Annotated in this window: 16 protein-coding genes and 1 tRNA gene; 7 read left to right on the top strand and 10 right to left on the bottom strand. The window is 64.2% G+C overall.

The window, feature by feature from the left end; translation table 11 throughout:
• The first annotated feature begins 15 nt into the window (after positions 1-15).
• Positions 16-867, top strand: coding sequence for a Flp pilus assembly protein CpaB (cpaB, locus tag EG244_RS06150; RefSeq protein ID WP_124964138.1), 852 nt, complete (start codon positions 16-18; stop codon positions 865-867).
• A 39-nt stretch (positions 868-906) separates the two neighbouring features.
• Here cpaB and EG244_RS06145 read toward each other — a convergent pair whose 3' ends face one another.
• The 8 genes from EG244_RS06145 to EG244_RS06110 form a co-directional block, all read right to left on the bottom strand.
• Positions 907-1,980: a 2'-deoxycytidine 5'-triphosphate deaminase gene (locus tag EG244_RS06145; protein WP_124964137.1), complete on the bottom strand. Its 1,074-nt coding sequence runs from the start codon at positions 1,978-1,980 to the stop codon at positions 907-909.
• 78 nt (positions 1,981-2,058) lie between these two features.
• Positions 2,059-2,136, bottom strand: a tRNA-Pro gene (locus EG244_RS06140).
• A 60-nt stretch (positions 2,137-2,196) separates the two neighbouring features.
• The gene (locus tag EG244_RS20855; protein WP_233588918.1) at positions 2,197-3,045 is read right to left on the bottom strand and encodes a MerR family transcriptional regulator; all 849 of its coding nucleotides are present in this window, start codon (positions 3,043-3,045) and stop codon (positions 2,197-2,199) included.
• Positions 3,046-3,059: 14 nt separating this feature from the next.
• Positions 3,060-3,362 (bottom strand): integration host factor subunit alpha, encoded by a 303-nt coding sequence (ihfA, locus tag EG244_RS06130; RefSeq protein ID WP_124964136.1) that lies wholly within the window; start codon positions 3,360-3,362, stop codon positions 3,060-3,062.
• A 78-nt stretch (positions 3,363-3,440) separates the two neighbouring features.
• Entirely contained in the window at positions 3,441-4,412 is a 972-nt protein-coding gene (locus tag EG244_RS06125; RefSeq protein WP_124964135.1) for a beta-ketoacyl-ACP synthase III, read from the bottom strand.
• Position 4,413: 1 nt separating this feature from the next.
• Complete coding sequence (gene plsX, locus EG244_RS06120) at positions 4,414-5,532, bottom strand: phosphate acyltransferase PlsX (protein WP_124964134.1); 1,119 nt, start codon at positions 5,530-5,532, stop codon at positions 4,414-4,416.
• Positions 5,533-5,559: 27 nt separating this feature from the next.
• The gene (gene rpmF, locus EG244_RS06115) at positions 5,560-5,763 is read right to left on the bottom strand and encodes a 50S ribosomal protein L32 (RefSeq protein ID WP_124964133.1); all 204 of its coding nucleotides are present in this window, start codon (positions 5,761-5,763) and stop codon (positions 5,560-5,562) included.
• Positions 5,764-5,912: 149 nt separating this feature from the next.
• Positions 5,913-6,455 (bottom strand): YceD family protein, encoded by a 543-nt coding sequence (locus EG244_RS06110; protein ID WP_124964132.1) that lies wholly within the window; start codon positions 6,453-6,455, stop codon positions 5,913-5,915.
• A 99-nt stretch (positions 6,456-6,554) separates the two neighbouring features.
• On the opposite strand from EG244_RS06110, the gene EG244_RS06105 reads away from it, so the two are divergent.
• Positions 6,555-7,034: an outer membrane protein assembly factor BamE gene (locus EG244_RS06105; RefSeq protein ID WP_124964131.1), complete on the top strand. Its 480-nt coding sequence runs from the start codon at positions 6,555-6,557 to the stop codon at positions 7,032-7,034.
• 140 nt (positions 7,035-7,174) lie between these two features.
• On the opposite strand, the gene EG244_RS06100 is transcribed toward EG244_RS06105, so the two are convergent.
• Entirely contained in the window at positions 7,175-8,317 is a 1,143-nt protein-coding gene (locus tag EG244_RS06100) for a pyridoxal phosphate-dependent aminotransferase (RefSeq protein ID WP_124964130.1), read from the bottom strand.
• 113 nt (positions 8,318-8,430) lie between these two features.
• Between EG244_RS06100 and EG244_RS06095 the strand changes: the two genes are divergently transcribed.
• The 3 genes from EG244_RS06095 to EG244_RS20630 all read left to right on the top strand — a co-directional run bounded on the left by EG244_RS06095 (position 8,431) and on the right by EG244_RS20630 (position 10,625).
• Positions 8,431-9,189, top strand: coding sequence for a DsbA family protein (locus EG244_RS06095; RefSeq protein ID WP_124964129.1), 759 nt, complete (start codon positions 8,431-8,433; stop codon positions 9,187-9,189).
• A gap of 190 nt (positions 9,190-9,379) precedes the next feature.
• Positions 9,380-10,381 (top strand): type I glyceraldehyde-3-phosphate dehydrogenase, encoded by a 1,002-nt coding sequence (gap, locus tag EG244_RS06090; protein ID WP_124964128.1) that lies wholly within the window; start codon positions 9,380-9,382, stop codon positions 10,379-10,381.
• A gap of 103 nt (positions 10,382-10,484) precedes the next feature.
• Positions 10,485-10,625 carry a hypothetical protein gene (locus tag EG244_RS20630; RefSeq protein WP_199737820.1) on the top strand — a complete coding sequence of 47 codons (141 nt, stop codon included), beginning with the start codon at positions 10,485-10,487 and terminating at the stop codon, positions 10,623-10,625.
• A gap of 419 nt (positions 10,626-11,044) precedes the next feature.
• On the opposite strand, the gene EG244_RS06085 is transcribed toward EG244_RS20630, so the two are convergent.
• Positions 11,045-12,826 carry a divergent polysaccharide deacetylase family protein gene (locus EG244_RS06085; RefSeq protein ID WP_124964127.1) on the bottom strand — a complete coding sequence of 594 codons (1,782 nt, stop codon included), beginning with the start codon at positions 12,824-12,826 and terminating at the stop codon, positions 11,045-11,047.
• A gap of 311 nt (positions 12,827-13,137) precedes the next feature.
• Between EG244_RS06085 and EG244_RS06080 the strand changes: the two genes are divergently transcribed.
• Positions 13,138-13,719, top strand: coding sequence for an anthranilate synthase component II (locus EG244_RS06080; RefSeq protein WP_124964126.1), 582 nt, complete (start codon positions 13,138-13,140; stop codon positions 13,717-13,719).
• Positions 13,716-14,741: an anthranilate phosphoribosyltransferase gene (trpD, locus tag EG244_RS06075; protein WP_124964125.1), complete on the top strand. Its 1,026-nt coding sequence runs from the start codon at positions 13,716-13,718 to the stop codon at positions 14,739-14,741. Before EG244_RS06080 ends, trpD begins: the two co-directional genes overlap by 4 nt.
• Position 14,742: the final 1 nt, after the last annotated feature.

Here is a 14,742-nt window from a genome sequence, read left to right as displayed (position 1 = left end):
GCAAACGGAGTGATTATGCGCAATCTTTTTCCCCTGGTCCTGGTCCTTGGCCTTGCACTGGCAGGCTTTGCGGCCTGGAAGACCGCTCAGTTCATCAATCACAGCCAGCAGCGGGAACAGGCGGCGCTGAAGCGGGTTGTGGCCACGGTTGACGTTTTTGTCGCCAATAAGGCTCTGCCTTTTGGTCATGTGCTGACCAAAGACGATCTGCGACTGATCTCCTGGCCCGCCAACTCAGTCCCTGAGAACGCCTTTACCGATTATAAACGGCTCTTCCCTGAAGATAAGCCCCAGACCCGCACGGTCGTGCGGCAGATGGAGAAGTTTGAGCCGATTCTTGTCAGCAAGGTCAGCGCGCCTGGCGAAGATGGCGGTCTGAACACGCGGCTTTCGCGCGGCATGCGCGCTTTCACCATTCAGGTCGATGCCGTTTCGGGTGTCGCCGGTCTGGTGCGGATCGGTGATCGCGTCGATATTTACTGGACCGGCAGCAGTTCCGGCCTCACCGATGAGGTTGACGGGCAGTTCACCAAAATTATTGAGACCGGGATCAGCGTCATTGCGCTGGATCAGCGCTCCGAGGATTCGGCGGCGTCGCGCGGCGCTGTGGCACGCACCATCACGGTTGAGGCGACGCCCCAGCAGGTGGCGCGCCTGGCCCAGGCCCAGGTCACCGGGCGCATGACCCTGTCTCTGATGGGCGTCGCTGAAGACAGCGAGGCGACGATCGTGGATGTGGACCGCCGCGTCCTGATCGGTGCGGAACGCTCGAGCGAACGGGCGGCCCCCGAACAGGAAAAGGTCTGCACCATCAAGACCCGCCGCGGGGCGGATGTGGTGGAAATCCCGATCCCCTGCACCAACTGAGCCGATTAAAAAAGCGCCCTGCGGGGCGCTTTTTTCGTGTCAGCGGAAGTGCTTGGAGAGTTTCAGCCCCTGGCCCTGATAATTCGAGGCAATGCCCTGGCCGTAAAGCACATCGGGCACTTCCCGCATTTTTTCATAGACCAGACGGCCCACCACCTGACCATGCTCCAGCACGAAGGGGGCCTCATGGCAGCGCACCTCCAGCACCCCGCGCGAGCCTGCGCCCCCGGCTTCGGCATGGCCAAAGCCCGGATCGAAGAAGCCCGCGTAATGCACCCGGAACTCGCCCACCATGGCGATATAGGGGGCCATTTCCGCCGCGTGATCGGGGGGAATCGTCACAGCCTCACGGCTGACGAGAATGTAAAAAGCACCGGGATCAAGGATAATGCGGCCCTCGCGGGTGCGGATCTCTTCCCAGAACTCAGCCGGATCATAGGCGCCGATCCGGTCGAGATCGATCACCCCGGTATGCGGCTTGGCGCGGTAGCCGACCAGATCGCCCTCCGCAGGCTGCAGATCGACGGAGAAGCCCAAACCCGCTGAGATCACCGGCTCGCCATCCACGAGCGGCGTTGCGGCGTGCAGCGCGCGCAGCGCCTCATCGGAAAGCTGCGCCTCCCCCTGCCGCAGACGAAGCTGGTTCAGCCGCATCCCCGGACGCACCAGCACCGAGAAGCTGCGCGGGCAGATTTCGGCATAAAGCGGGCCCTGATAGCCTTCGGGAATGCGGTCGAACTCGGTGCCCTGATCGATGATCGTGCGGGTCAGCAGATCCAGACGCCCGGTCGAGCTTTTGGCATTGGCGACCGCCGAAACCCCCTCCGGCAGCGCCAGCGATTCCATCAGCGGCACCAGATAGACACAGCCCTTTTCCAGCACCGCACCTTCGGTGAGATCAATCCGGTGCATGCCGAATTCCGAGATCCGCTCCGCGACCGTGCGGCCCTTGCCCGCAAGGAAGGAGGCGCGCACCCGATAGGCCACGGTGCCGAGGCGCAGATCAAGGCTTGCGGGCTGCACCTGGCCGGGGGCCAGCGGGGCCTCAAGCGAGATTGCACCACCTGCGATCAACTCGCGGATTACCTGCGCAGGAAGCACACCTTCAGCCATCATACCCTCGAGTCGGAGACATTTGTCGGAAATGAAAAAAGCCCGCGCTGCAGAATTCTGCAGGCGGGCCTTTTACAGTGGTCGGGCCGGTGAGATTCGAACTCACGACCTTCCGCCCCCCAGACGGACGCGCTAACCAGGCTGCGCCACGGCCCGACGAGGAGGATATGTAGCGAATTCTGCAGCGGCGGCAAGAGGCAAAATTCATTTTTTTGCTTATTGACCAGGACTTTGCGAAATTAACTCCCGCAGGGCCCGCAGATCGGCCGCAATCACCGCCACCTGGGCCGTCACCCCCGGCTGCAGCCCGCCATGGCGCGCACGACGCAGCATCGCGGCAAGGTCCCTGCCGCCATTCAGCGGCAGCTGGCGCAGGGCCGCGTTCATTTTCTCCGCCGGAGCCTCATTCATTTCCGTCTCCGTCGTATCGTGATCGCCCGGTTCTGCCGTGGCCTCACAGGCGGCTTCGGCTTCGGCTTCGGCTTCGGCTTCGGCTTCGGCTTCGGCTTCGGCTTCGGCTTCGGCGCATGAGGCTGGGGGTGCCGCCGACCAGGTCAAGCCCTGAAACGGCGGCGGCACAAAATCGCCCCCCGCACTGAAGCCTTCCGGGGCTTCGCCAAAGCCTGCCGACATCGCCACGCCGGAACTGATCGCGCGCGGAACCGGCATGGCAACCGGGCGCGGCCAGGCCAGCACATCGGCGAGAGCCACAGGCTCTTCCGCGCGCGGGCGAATGATGGTGACGGGGCGGCGGGCCTCTTCCTGCCACTCGGCCTCGGCCTCCAGCTCAAGGCCATCGGCTGCCAGCGAGCAGACGTGTCGCACGCCCTGCTCGCGCAGGATTTTCTGCACGCCGCGAATCGTCATGCCCTGATCGTGCAGCAGCAGACGGATGCCCGATAACAGGGCAACATCGGTGGGGCGGTAATACCGCCGGCCACCGGCTCTTTTGATGGGGCGGATCTGGGGGAAACGTGTCTCCCAGAACCGCAGCACATGCGCCGGAACATCGAGGACACCGGCAACTTCACTGATTGTCCGGAATGCCTCGGGGGATTTCTCCATCCGCCCTTAGCCTTTCAACTGGCCGAGCCCGCCGCGACCCGGTCTTTCATCAGATGAGACGGCCGGAAAGACAGCACGCGGCGCGGGCTGATCGGCACTTCCTCACCGGTCTTGGGATTGCGCCCCACGCGGGCCGCTTTGTCCCGGACCGAGAAGGTGCCGAAAGAAGAGATCTTCACGGTCTCCCCTTCCACCAGCGCGTCAGAGACATGTTTCAGCACAGCTTCAACAAGTTGTGCTGATTCGTTACGGGACAAACCCACTTCGCGGAACACCGCTTCGCTGAGATCCATCCGTGTCAGAGTCTTATCGCTCATATCAACCCCCCGGGACTGTCTCATCAGATTGGGCGAGACAAGGGGGTGTGTCAACAGAAAGCCTCTGAGGTCAGGCGCTTACCAGCGAAGAACCACCGCCCCCCAGGCCAGACCGCCGCCAATGGCCTCGGTGACGACCACATCGCCGGCTTTCAGCTTGCCTTCGGCCTTACCAACCGAGAGCGCCAGCGGAATTGACGCGGCCGAGGTATTGCCGTGATCCTGAACGGTGACGACCACCTTATCCATGCCAAATCCCATCTTGCGGGCGGTGCCCTCAATGATGCGGATATTGGCCTGATGCGGCACCAGCCAGTCGACCTCTTCCACCGTCAGCTCCGCCTTTGCCAGCGCGGTTCTGGCGGTAGAGGCAAGCTTTTCAACGGCATGGCGGAAGACTTCTTTGCCTTCCATGCGCAGATGACCGACCACACCGGTCGAGACGCCGCCGTCGACGTGCAAAATGCCCTTCTGGCGACCGTCGGAATTCAGATCGACTGAGAGGATGCCGCGGTCCGCCGTGGTGCCCGCCTGCTCCTGCGCTTCCAGGATCAGCGCGCCTGCGCCATCGCCGAAAAGCACGCAGGTGCTGCGGTCGGTCCAGTCCATCAGCTTTGAGAAGGTCTCAGCCCCGATCACCATGACCCGTTTCGCCACACCGCCGCGGATCAGCGTATCGGCATTGCCAAGCGCAAAGATAAAGCCCGCACAGACGGCCTGAACGTCAAAGGCAAAGCCTTTGGTCATGCCAAGCCCGGCCTGAACCATGGTGGCGGCCGAGGGAAAGGTGAAATCGGCGGTCGAGGTTGCAACGATAATCGCGTCGATATCATCCGCCGTCAGTCCGGCATCCGCCAGCGCGGCATTGCCGGCGCGAATCGCAAGATCCGAGGTGGTCTGACCTTCGGCCGCGAAATGCCGCCGCTCGATCCCCGAGCGCGAGACGATCCATTCGTTGGAGGTCTCGACAATCTCCTCGAACCAGCTGTTGGGCACTACGCGTTCGGGCAGATAATGCCCCACGCCCCTGACGACGGCACGAATAGTCATATCAGTTCGAGGCTCCTTCCCCATCGGAGGCCGCATCCTGCCCTGCCGTTGCTGCGGGCGCAACCTGCGCCGCGATCCGGCCGGTAAAGTCCTCGCGCGCAAGTTGGCAGGCCAGCGAGATCGCTGCTGCCACACCCGTCGCATCCGAGGAGCCGTGGGATTTCACCACCGCGCCGTTCAGCCCCAGAAAGACCCCGCCATTCACCCGGCGCGGATCAATCCGCAGCTGCATCTTCTTCAGCGAGGACATCGCCAGCAGCGCACCGACTTTTGACAGCAGGGTGGATTTGAGCGTGCTTTTCAGCACATCTCCGACAAATTTCGCAGTGCCCTCACCGGTCTTGAGAGCGATATTCCCGGAGAATCCGTCGGTCACAATGACATCCACCCGGTCGCCGGGAATGTCACCGCCTTCAACGAATCCTTCAAAGCTGAAAGCCCCCTCCGCCGCAGCGGCCTGCACCAGCTCATAGGCGGTGCGCATCTCGGGGCGGCCTTTATGTTCTTCAGTGCCGACATTCAGAAGGCCAACCCGCGGCATCTCAAGCGACAGCGCCGTGCGGGCATAGGCAGCCCCCATACGCGCATATTGCAAAAGATCTTCGGCTTCCGCTTTCACATCCGCACCCACGTCGAGCATGACGTTGAAGCCCGCCTTATTGCGCGAGGGCCAGAGGCAGGCGATGGCCGGACGGGTTACCCCGCGCAGACGGCGCAGGCGGATCATGCTGACGGCCATCAGCGCGCCGGTATTGCCGCAGGAGACCGCAGCCCGGGCCTCGCGCAGCCGCACCGCTTCGATACAGGACCACATCGAAGTGTCCTGACCGCTGCGCATGATCTGAGCAGGTTTGTCGTGCATCGTCACCGCACGCGCCGCATGGCGCAGGGTGACGACAGACGAAATGCTCCGCTTCTGATCCAGAAGCGGAGCCAGCACGACTTCATCGCCATGCAGAATGAATCGGGCATCAGGATGCTCTGCAGCCGCGAGCTCAAGCCCGCCGATCACGGCTTCAGGGCCGCGATCGCCACCCATGGCGTCGACCGAGATCACGATCTGTTGCAGGTTCGTCGCCGATGCAACAGTGGCGTGCGGGTCCGGTCGGCTCTGGGTCATGACAGAGATCAGATACCAGACGCAGCCTTACGCTGCGTCCTCATCGGTGTCGACTGCAGCAGTCGCGACGATTTCGCGCGAGTCGTAGTGACCGCAGGCGCCGCAGACGTGGTGCGGACGCTTCAGCTCACCGCAGTTGCTGCACTCATTCGGGTTCGCTGCCACCAGAGCGTCATGCGCACGACGCATGTTGCGACGCGAACGGGTGACTCGGTTCTGCGGAACTGCCATTTTATCAACCTCGGGCTTGTCGGGGACACGCCCCTGAATCTGTTGCGTAAATCGTGCCGTGCCCCGGATTCGCAGGGCGTCGGCATGACATGTCTTGCGAAGCGCGGAAAATAGACAGTTTCCGGGCGGGCGCAAGACCTTTCGAGTGCTTATTTTTCCAGCTTCGCCTTCAGGGCAGCAAGTGCGGCAAAAGGCTTCACCTTTTCCTCCTCAATCGGCTCTGCACCGGGGGGAAGAGCCTCCAGCACCAGCGTTTCTGCCCCTGCCGCGCGCGGATAATCCGGCAGCGCCAGCGCCAGCGCCTCAATCAGCACGGCATCAAGGTCGATCGCATCGGGCAGCGGCTCGCGGGTGTCATCCTCGGGCATTTCCGCCTCATCCGCCTCAGGATAGGCCATGCCGGAGATATAGAGCCTGCGGACCGGCGCTTTGATCCTGGCGGGCACGGGCGCAAGCGTGACGACGCAGGACTGGACCACATCGGCCTCAATCTGCCCCTCAAGGGCCACGTCATCGCGGCCTGCGGGCATCAGATCGCCTTTGAAGGTCAGATCTTTGATCGCCTGAAGCCCGAGCTCTGCAGCCAGAGCCGCGAGCCCCGGTTTGCCCGGGCGGATCTTAAAGCTGCGCTTGCGGTTGCCGGTCAGCTCGGCTGTGCGGATGCGGTTGGACCGGATCTCTTCTGCGGCCATGGCGCTCTCCTTCAGCAATGCGCGTGTCGGAACTTGAACGACACGCAGGGTTTCTGTAAGCCGGATAGGCAGCAGAGAGAGTCAAGGCAAGAGGACACGATGGCAAGGGCATTTCCGGCTGTGCGGATGGCACTGGCAGCAATCGTGATCGGTGCGCTTGGCGCCTGCACGACGTCGGTGCGAAATCACGGCTTCACTCCAAGCGATGAGGATCTTTCCACCCTTCAGGTTGGCAAAGACACCCGCGCAACCGTCGGCAATAAAGTCGGCCGCCCCTCGATTGGCGGGCTGATGGCCGACAGCGGCTGGTATTACGTGCAAAGCCGCTGGGAAAGCCGCGGTCCCATCGCCCCGAAAGAGGCGAACCGCCAGGTGCTGGCGATCAGCTTTGACGCTCAGGGCCGGGTCGAGCAGATCGAGCGCTTTGGCCTTGAACAGGGCCGTGTGGTCACGCTTTCCCGCCGCGTAACCGACAATGGCGTCACGAAATCGGGTTTTGTGTCCCAGATGCTGGGCAATGTGGGCCGGTTCAACCCCAACCAGTTCTTCGGCGACAACAGCCGGCGCGGCAGGCTGTAAGCCCTGCCCGCGTGGTCAGGATCGCACCGCCCCCCGGGGCGGTGTTTTCATTTGGCAAACGCCCCTGCCCCCTCAAATGCAGACCGCCGCCCCGAAGGGCGGCGGCAGAAGCTTAAAAGCGGCAGGCCGGATCTTACGGATCAGCCCCGCGCGTCAAACCAGGCCTTCAGCCGCGCCAGACCCTCAGAGATGTCTTCCGTCGCCCGCGCATAAGAGAATCGCAGCGTCTGCAGCCCGCGGCCAGGATCAAAGTCGAGGCCCGGCGTCACCGCCACACCCGCTATTTCGAGAATCTCTGCGGCGAGTTCGCGGCTGTCTTCGGTCAGATCCGAAACATCGGCATAGATAAAGAAGGCCCCGTCGGGCGGCGCGATCTTCGGGAAGCCCGCTTTTGGCAGCCCCTCCAGCATCAACCTGCGGTTTTCCGCGTAGACCGCGCGGTTGGCCTCCAGCTCCTCAATGCAATCGAGCGCGGCCAGCGCCGCGATCTGGCTGGCATGGGGCGGGCAGATGAACATATTCTGCGCCAGACGCTCAATGCGGCGCACCAGATCTTCGGGCACCACCATCCAGCCGATACGCCAGCCGGTCATCGAGAAATATTTCGAGAAGCTGTTGATGACGACCACATCATCCGTGACCTCAAGGGCCGAGACGCCGCGCCCCTCATAATGCAGCCCGTGATAGATCTCATCGGAGATGAAGGTGATCCCCTTCGCCGCACAACCCTCTGCGATCTCTGTCAGTTCCGCATGGCCCAGCATGGTGCCGGTGGGATTGCCGGGGCTGGCCACGATCAGACCGCTTAAGCCCTCGGGCAGCATGGCGCCGGTCGGCTGAAAGCGGGTCGCTTCGGTGGTTTGCATGCCCACCGGCTCCAGCGAGAGCGCCTTCATGATATGGCGGTAGCTCGGATAGCCCGGCAGACCAAGGCCCACTTTCTCACCCGCATCAAAGAGCGCGGTAAAGGCCAGCACAAAGGCCGCCGAAGAACCTGCGGTGACGATCACCCGCTCAGGGTTCAGATCCACACCATACCAGGTCTTATAAAGCTTCGCGATGCCCGCGCGCAGCTCCGGCAGGCCAAGCGCCACAGTATAGCCAAGCGCATCCTGCGACATCGCTGTCGCCAGCGCCTCACGCGCAGCGACCGGCGCGGGGGTGCCCGGCTGGCCCACTTCCATATGAATGATCGAACGTCCGGCCGCTTCGGCCTGACGCGCTTTTTCCATGACATCCATCACAATGAACGGATCGACATCACCCCGGCTTGAAACCCGCATCATTCCCCCTATGGTTCTCACGCAACGCCCTCGTCTTGCCCGCTTTCGCGGTTGGGTCAAGGGTTCTGACCTGCCAAGATGCCGGGACGCCGGCCCCTTCCCGGAGACGTGATATGCGCTTTCTTACCGCCGCCGCCCTGAGCCTTGGGCTGGCCGCCCCGGCCGCCGCCCTTGATCTCTCCGCCCTGACCGAGGCCGAGCGCAACGCCTTTGGCGCAGCGGTGCGCAGCTATCTGCTGGAGAACCCGGAAGTGCTGATGGAGGCCATCGGCGTGCTGGAGCAGCGCCAGGAACAGGCCCAGTCCCTGACCGAAACCGAGTTTCTGCGCGCCAATGCAGAGGCGATCTTCAACAACCCCTCCGACTGGGCGGGCGGTAATCTGCAGGGCGATCTGACTCTGGTGGAATTTGTCGACTACCGCTGTGGCTATTGCCGCAAGGCCTGGACGGAGGTGGAAGAGCTGGTGAAATCCGATGGCAATATCAAAATCGTCATGAAGGAATTCCCCATCCTTGGAGAGGATTCGCTGGCCTCCTCAAAATTCGCCATCGCCGCGCGCAATCTGGGCGGGGATGAGGCCTATAAAAAGGCCCATGACGCGCTGATCGCGCTGAAAGGTCCGGCAAATGAGGCGGCGCTGTCGGGTCTCGCCAAAGAACTGGGCCTGAACTGGGCAGAGCTCGCCCCGGCGATGGAAGCGCCCGAAACCCTGGCGGTGATCGGTGCGAACCAGCAGCTGGCCTCCTCGCTGCAGATCAACGGCACGCCGACCTTCATTCTGGAAGAGACCATGCTGCGCGGCTATGTGCCCCTCGATGGCATGCGCCAGATGGTGGCGCAGCAGCGCGACGCCGCGAAGACTGCCAACTGATCCTGACCTGACCGGGATCGGCGGGGGTGATTCGACCTCCCCCGCCCTCCCCTGGGATGTGCAAACCGCCCGTCTCACCCGGGCGTGACCGCCTGTTTGCGTTAACACCCCAAAAGCCCGGGCTTTGCACCTTCACGGGTGGGAAAAACCCGTGTATCGCAGCCGCAAAGGGTTCCCACGGAGGCATTCCATGACCATCACTCTCGGCATCAACGGTTTCGGCCGCATCGGGCGCTGCACGCTGGCGCATATCATCGAAGCAGCCCGCGAAGATGTGAAAGTGGTTGCTATGAACGCCACCGGTCCGATTGAGACCAATGCGCATCTGCTGAAATACGACAGCGTGCACGGCCGCTTTGCCGGTCAGATCACCCTTGGCGAAGGCACCATGGATGTGGGCCAGGGCCCGATCCGCATGATGTCGACCTATAACCCGGAAGAGCTGGACTGGAGCGGTGTCGACATCGTTCTGGAATGCTCGGGCAAGTTCAACGACCGCGCGAAAGCCGCCGTTCACATGAACCATGGCGCAAAACGCGTTCTGGTCTCGGCCCCGGCGAAAAAAGCCGATCTGACCGTGGTTTACGGCGTCAACCATGATGCGCTGACCGCCGATCACCTGGTCGTCTCGAATGCGTCCTGCACCACCAACTGCCTCGCACCGCTGGCAAAAGTGCTGCATGAGAAGGTCGGGATTGAATCGGGCATCATGACCACGATCCACTCCTATACCGGCGACCAGCCGACGCTGGATCGTCGTCACTCGGATCTCTACCGCGCCCGTGCGGCCGCCATGTCGATGATCCCGACCACCACGGGTGCGGCGAAAGCCATCGGCGAAGTGCTGCCCGCGCTGGCCGGCAAGCTCGATGGTTCGGCCATCCGCGTGCCGACCCCGAATGTCTCCTGCGTGGATCTGACCTTCTTTGCCGGTAAAGACGTCACCGTTGAGGACATCAACGAGATCGTGCGCGAAGCCGCTGCCGGTCCGCTGAAAGGCATTCTGGGCTATGACCCCGAGCCGAAAGTCTCGATCGACTTCAACCACACCACCGAATCCTCGACCTTCGCGCCGGATCAGACCCGTGTGGTCGGCAGGCGCATGGTGCGCGTGCTCTCGTGGTACGACAATGAATGGGGCTTCTCGGCGCGGATGGCCGATGTGGCAGCCGCCATGGGCAAGCTGCTCTGATCGCTCAGACATACTCCGAAAAGGCGCCCCCCGGGGCGCCTTTTTGATTGGATAACGACAGTGGTGTAAGCTCGCAGCTCTGTCCCTTTTAAGGAGCCTTCCCGTGACCAACCGGCTAGCCCTGATCCTTCTCGCGCTCATCGCCGCGGGCATAGCCGTCGATCTTCTCGCCGGGACCGGGCTGACACGGGGCCTGCTGCGCCGTCTGATCGCTTTGGTGGAATGGCTGATCTTCTGGCGCTGAGGGTTTGTGCGAGGGGGGGGAAGCGCACGGGTCCCTGTCGAAGAAACTTCCCCGCACTCCTGCTGCGCTTTCATGCGGCTGTGTCGCAGCGCAGGGCCGCTTCCGGTCGGGCGGGGTGAAGTCCCGACTATCCCCGCCTGCAATGCGAACACCGGTTCCGCGCAGCCGGGAGTGGGTTAGAGGTCCGCCGCACAGTGAAACGGCGCAGCGTCACTTGCCTCTGCGACGCTCTGCGCAAGCTGCTGTGCGCGGATAGTACTGCCTACCCGCATCACAGGACCACAGGACCACAGGACCACAGGACCACAGGACCACAGGACCACAGGACCACAGGACCACAGAAACGCAGCCCGTTCCCTCCTATCAACGGCCTGTTTCGCCCCGCGCTCTCAGCATCGCTCAGATGACAGAAGTGCGGTTCACTTCAACACAGCCGAGAGCGGCGCGGGCGTCAGTGATGCCGCGCGGGCAGACAGAGACCAGCTCATCAGCGCCTCAATCGTCGCAGGCTCCAGCCGCCCGAAGACCACGGCGCGGCCATCCTGCTGCGCCTTGAAGGCCGCCCGGTCGAGCGCGCGGGTGATCACCGGGCCGCTGTCATCGCGCCCGTTCAGATCGCGGTAAATGGTGACCGCAGCCAGCCCTTCGCGCCGCGCGACCTGATCGGCGGCGTTCAGCCCCTGATCCCAGGTCACCAGCCCAAAGCCCCGCGCTGCCAGCGCCGTGACCACGGCCGCCGCCGCCATCCGGTCGCTTTGCAAAGCGCTCTCTCCGGGCGGGGCGACAAGGGCCAGCGCTTCCGGGACCGCCGAGACCATGGCCTCAACCGCGATTTCTCCGTCGCTGCCCTTTGCACCGGCCATAATCCCCTCAGCCAGAAGCGCCACCTCCTGGCCTGCCGCACGCCAGAGCGCCGCGCGCACCGCAGCCTCCGGCGTTGCGGGGTCCACCACCAGCGTCAGCGGCAGGTTAGAGGACGCGATCTGCGCCAGATCTTCCGTCGCGACGCTGCCCTCATCGAGCAGCAGCACCGCAAAGGGCGGGCGGCCCGAGGGATTGGCAAAGCTGCGCGCATGGCGGCGCAGGGCATCCCCCGCCGGGGCGGTCTCATCAATGATCTCTGCGGGCGCGCTTCCGATGCTTGGCAGACGGTGACGCGTCACACCCTCCGCTGCGCCGCTCAGCGCCGGGGCCGGCTGCAGAATGCGCGGGCGGGCGGGCACGGCCTGCGCCTCAGAGGCCGGGGTTTCCGGCGTGTCGAGGGTCGGATGACTGTCGCCCGGGATGTCATTGCCGGGGGATGCCACCTGCGCCGGGGCATGATGCTCAGGCGGGGGGAGGGCTGTTGCCTCACCGCGGCCGGGCTGCGCAGTCTCTGTCTGAGCTCCCTCAGACGCCGCATCGCCGTCGAAGGGGGCGGCCTGCGTCCCGGCCTCGCCGTCAGGCAGACCAGCACCGGCGGCCGCATCGCTGTCGGCCGGGACAGTCCCTGCACCCGAAGCCTCGCCGCTGTCTGCAAAAGGAGCCTCGTCCACATCCCCCCCGCCGAACCGGGCCCCCGCTTCGGCGTTTTCGTCGGCAGGCCCTGCTGCCTCTGACGGGGTCAGAGCTGAAAGCTCCGGTGACGGGGCGGCGGGCGCAGTGCCGGACTGCGCATCCCCTGTGGCAGGGGACGACGGCAGATCCGGCTGCGAGGGGCGCTCCGGCGCTGCCGCAATTTCAGCCGCTGCGTCCGGTTCAAAGGGTGCGGCAGCCGCTGCCGGGGCCGCGGGTGAGGCGGGCGGCAGCAGCGCGGCAGGGGCTGGCAGGGCAGCTTCGCCAGCGGCGGGCGGCGGAAGTTCCGGCTCTGCCGGAGCGGCAGTCATCGGGGCCTCAGCAGGCGGAGCAGCCTCGGATGGCGCGCTGGACCCGGCGTCGGGGAGGCGTATTTCAGAGGAGGTCCCGTCACCGGATGGTTCGGCGCCAGAGCTTTGCGCGGGCAGCGCCGGATCGGCAATACTCCCTTCAGCCGTCGCAGCGGGCAGACCCTCAGATGCGACCCCGCCCGGGACTTCATCCGCCTTTACCGAAGGCGCTGAGAGTTCCGCAACAGGAGCCTGCGCCGCCGTTTTCGGGGGCGGCAGGATCAGCGAAATCCCCGCGAGACCAAGGGCACCCGCGACACCGCCGCCTACCACACCTGCCAGAAATCCACGCGGCATGCATCCTCCTGCACTTGTCCCGGCTCCTGATGCGCGGAGTGCCGGATCTTTGGTACTGTTATAACGACACCACTCTCAGGTTCCAGCAGGGAAAATCACACCCTTGAGGCGATCTGGCAAAGTGTTTTTCACTTTTAGCCCCTGAAGTCGCGACCTGCCTCCGCCGCGCATCCGCTTGCCCCGGCACGGCGGATGGGCGATAAGCCCCTGAGATCCCCGTGCCCTCACCGGCCGTGCGGCGGAACCGGCTGACGGCCCGCCCGCGTCCCCGCAGTGTGCGTGGACCCCCGAGAGCAAAGGGTGAGGACCGCATGCTGCTTCTGATCGACAATTACGACAGCTTCACCTTTAACCTGGTGCATTACTTCGGCGAACTCGGTGCCGATGTGAAAGTGGTGCGCAATGATGCTTTGAGCGTGCAGGATGCGCTGGGCCTGACCCCTTCGGCCATTGTGCTCTCGCCCGGTCCCTGTGATCCGGATCAGGCCGGGATCTGCCTGCCGCTGACCCTGGCCGCCGCCGAAGCGAAGATCCCGCTGATGGGGGTTTGTCTTGGTCATCAGACCATTGGCCAGGCTTTTGGCGGCAAAGTGATCCGCGCGCCCGAAGCGATCCACGGCAAGACCGATCAGATGTATCACGAAGGCAAAGGCGTCTTTGCGGGGCTGCCCTCGCCGCTGACGGCGACGCGCTATCACTCGCTGATCGTCGAGCGCGCCACCCTGCCCGACTGCCTCGAAGTGACCGCCGAGACGAAAGACGGCCTGATCATGGGGCTGCGCCACCGCGATCTGCCGATTGAAGGCGTGCAGTTTCACCCGGAATCCATCGCCTCTGAGCATGGCCATGAAATGCTGAAAAACTTCCTCTCCCTCGCGGGGGTGGCAGCATGAGCAACGCGCTGAAGCCGCTGATCGCCGCCGCCTGCACCCGTCCGCTGACCCGCGCCGAAGCCGAGCAGGCCTTTGCCGTGCTCTTTGCCGGAGAGGCCACGCCCGCGCAGATGGGGGGCTTTCTGATGGCGCTGCGCACGCGCGGCGAGACGGTGGATGAATATACCGCCGCCGCCACCGTGATGCGCGCGCGCGGCATTCCCGCCAAAGCGCCCGCCGGGGCCATCGATATTGTCGGCACCGGCGGCGACGGCAAAAGCACGCTGAATATCTCCACCGCCGCCGCGCTGGTGGTGGCTGCGGCGGGTGTGCCGGTGGCCAAACACGGCAACCGCAATCTGTCGTCGAAATCGGGCTCTGCCGATGCGCTGACCGAACTGGGCATCAATGTCATGGTTGGGGCGGATGTGGTGGAGGCCTGCCTCTCAGAGGCCGGGATCGGCTTTATGATGGCGCCGATGCACCATCCGGCGATGCGCCATGTGGGTCCCGTGCGGGCGGAACTTGGCACCCGGACGATCTTCAATATCCTTGGGCCGCTGACCAATCCGGCGGGCGTCAAACGCCAGCTGACCGGCACCTTTTCGAAAGACCTCTGCCGTCCGATGGCTGAGACGCTGCAGAAGCTTGGCTCTGAAAAGGTCTGGATCATGCATGGCGGCGACGGGACGGATGAGCTGTCGATCGCCGCGCCGAGCCATGTGGCCGAACTTGCAGCCGGAGCGATCCGCGAATTTGTCGTGCATCCCGAAGATGCGGGCCTGCCGGTTCATCCCTTTGAGGCCATCGTCGGCGGCAGCCCCCAGGAAAACGCCGCCGCCCTGCTGCGGCTTTTGCAGGGCGAGACGGGCGCGTACCGCGATGCGGTTTTGCTCAATGCTGCCGCGGGCCTCGTGGTGGCGGACCGGGTGTCCGGTCTGAAAGAGGGCGTGGCGATGGCGGCAGAGGCCATCGACAGCGGCAAGGGTCTGCGTGTGGTTGAGGTGCTGCGCCGCCTCTCGCCCGCCCAGCCCGCCGCCTGAG

It is taken from the genome of Falsigemmobacter faecalis (assembly GCF_003863335.1).
GTDB classification, from domain to species: Bacteria; Pseudomonadota; Alphaproteobacteria; order Rhodobacterales; family Rhodobacteraceae; genus Wagnerdoeblera; species Wagnerdoeblera faecalis.
This window is presented reverse-complemented; position numbering and strand designations above follow the sequence as displayed.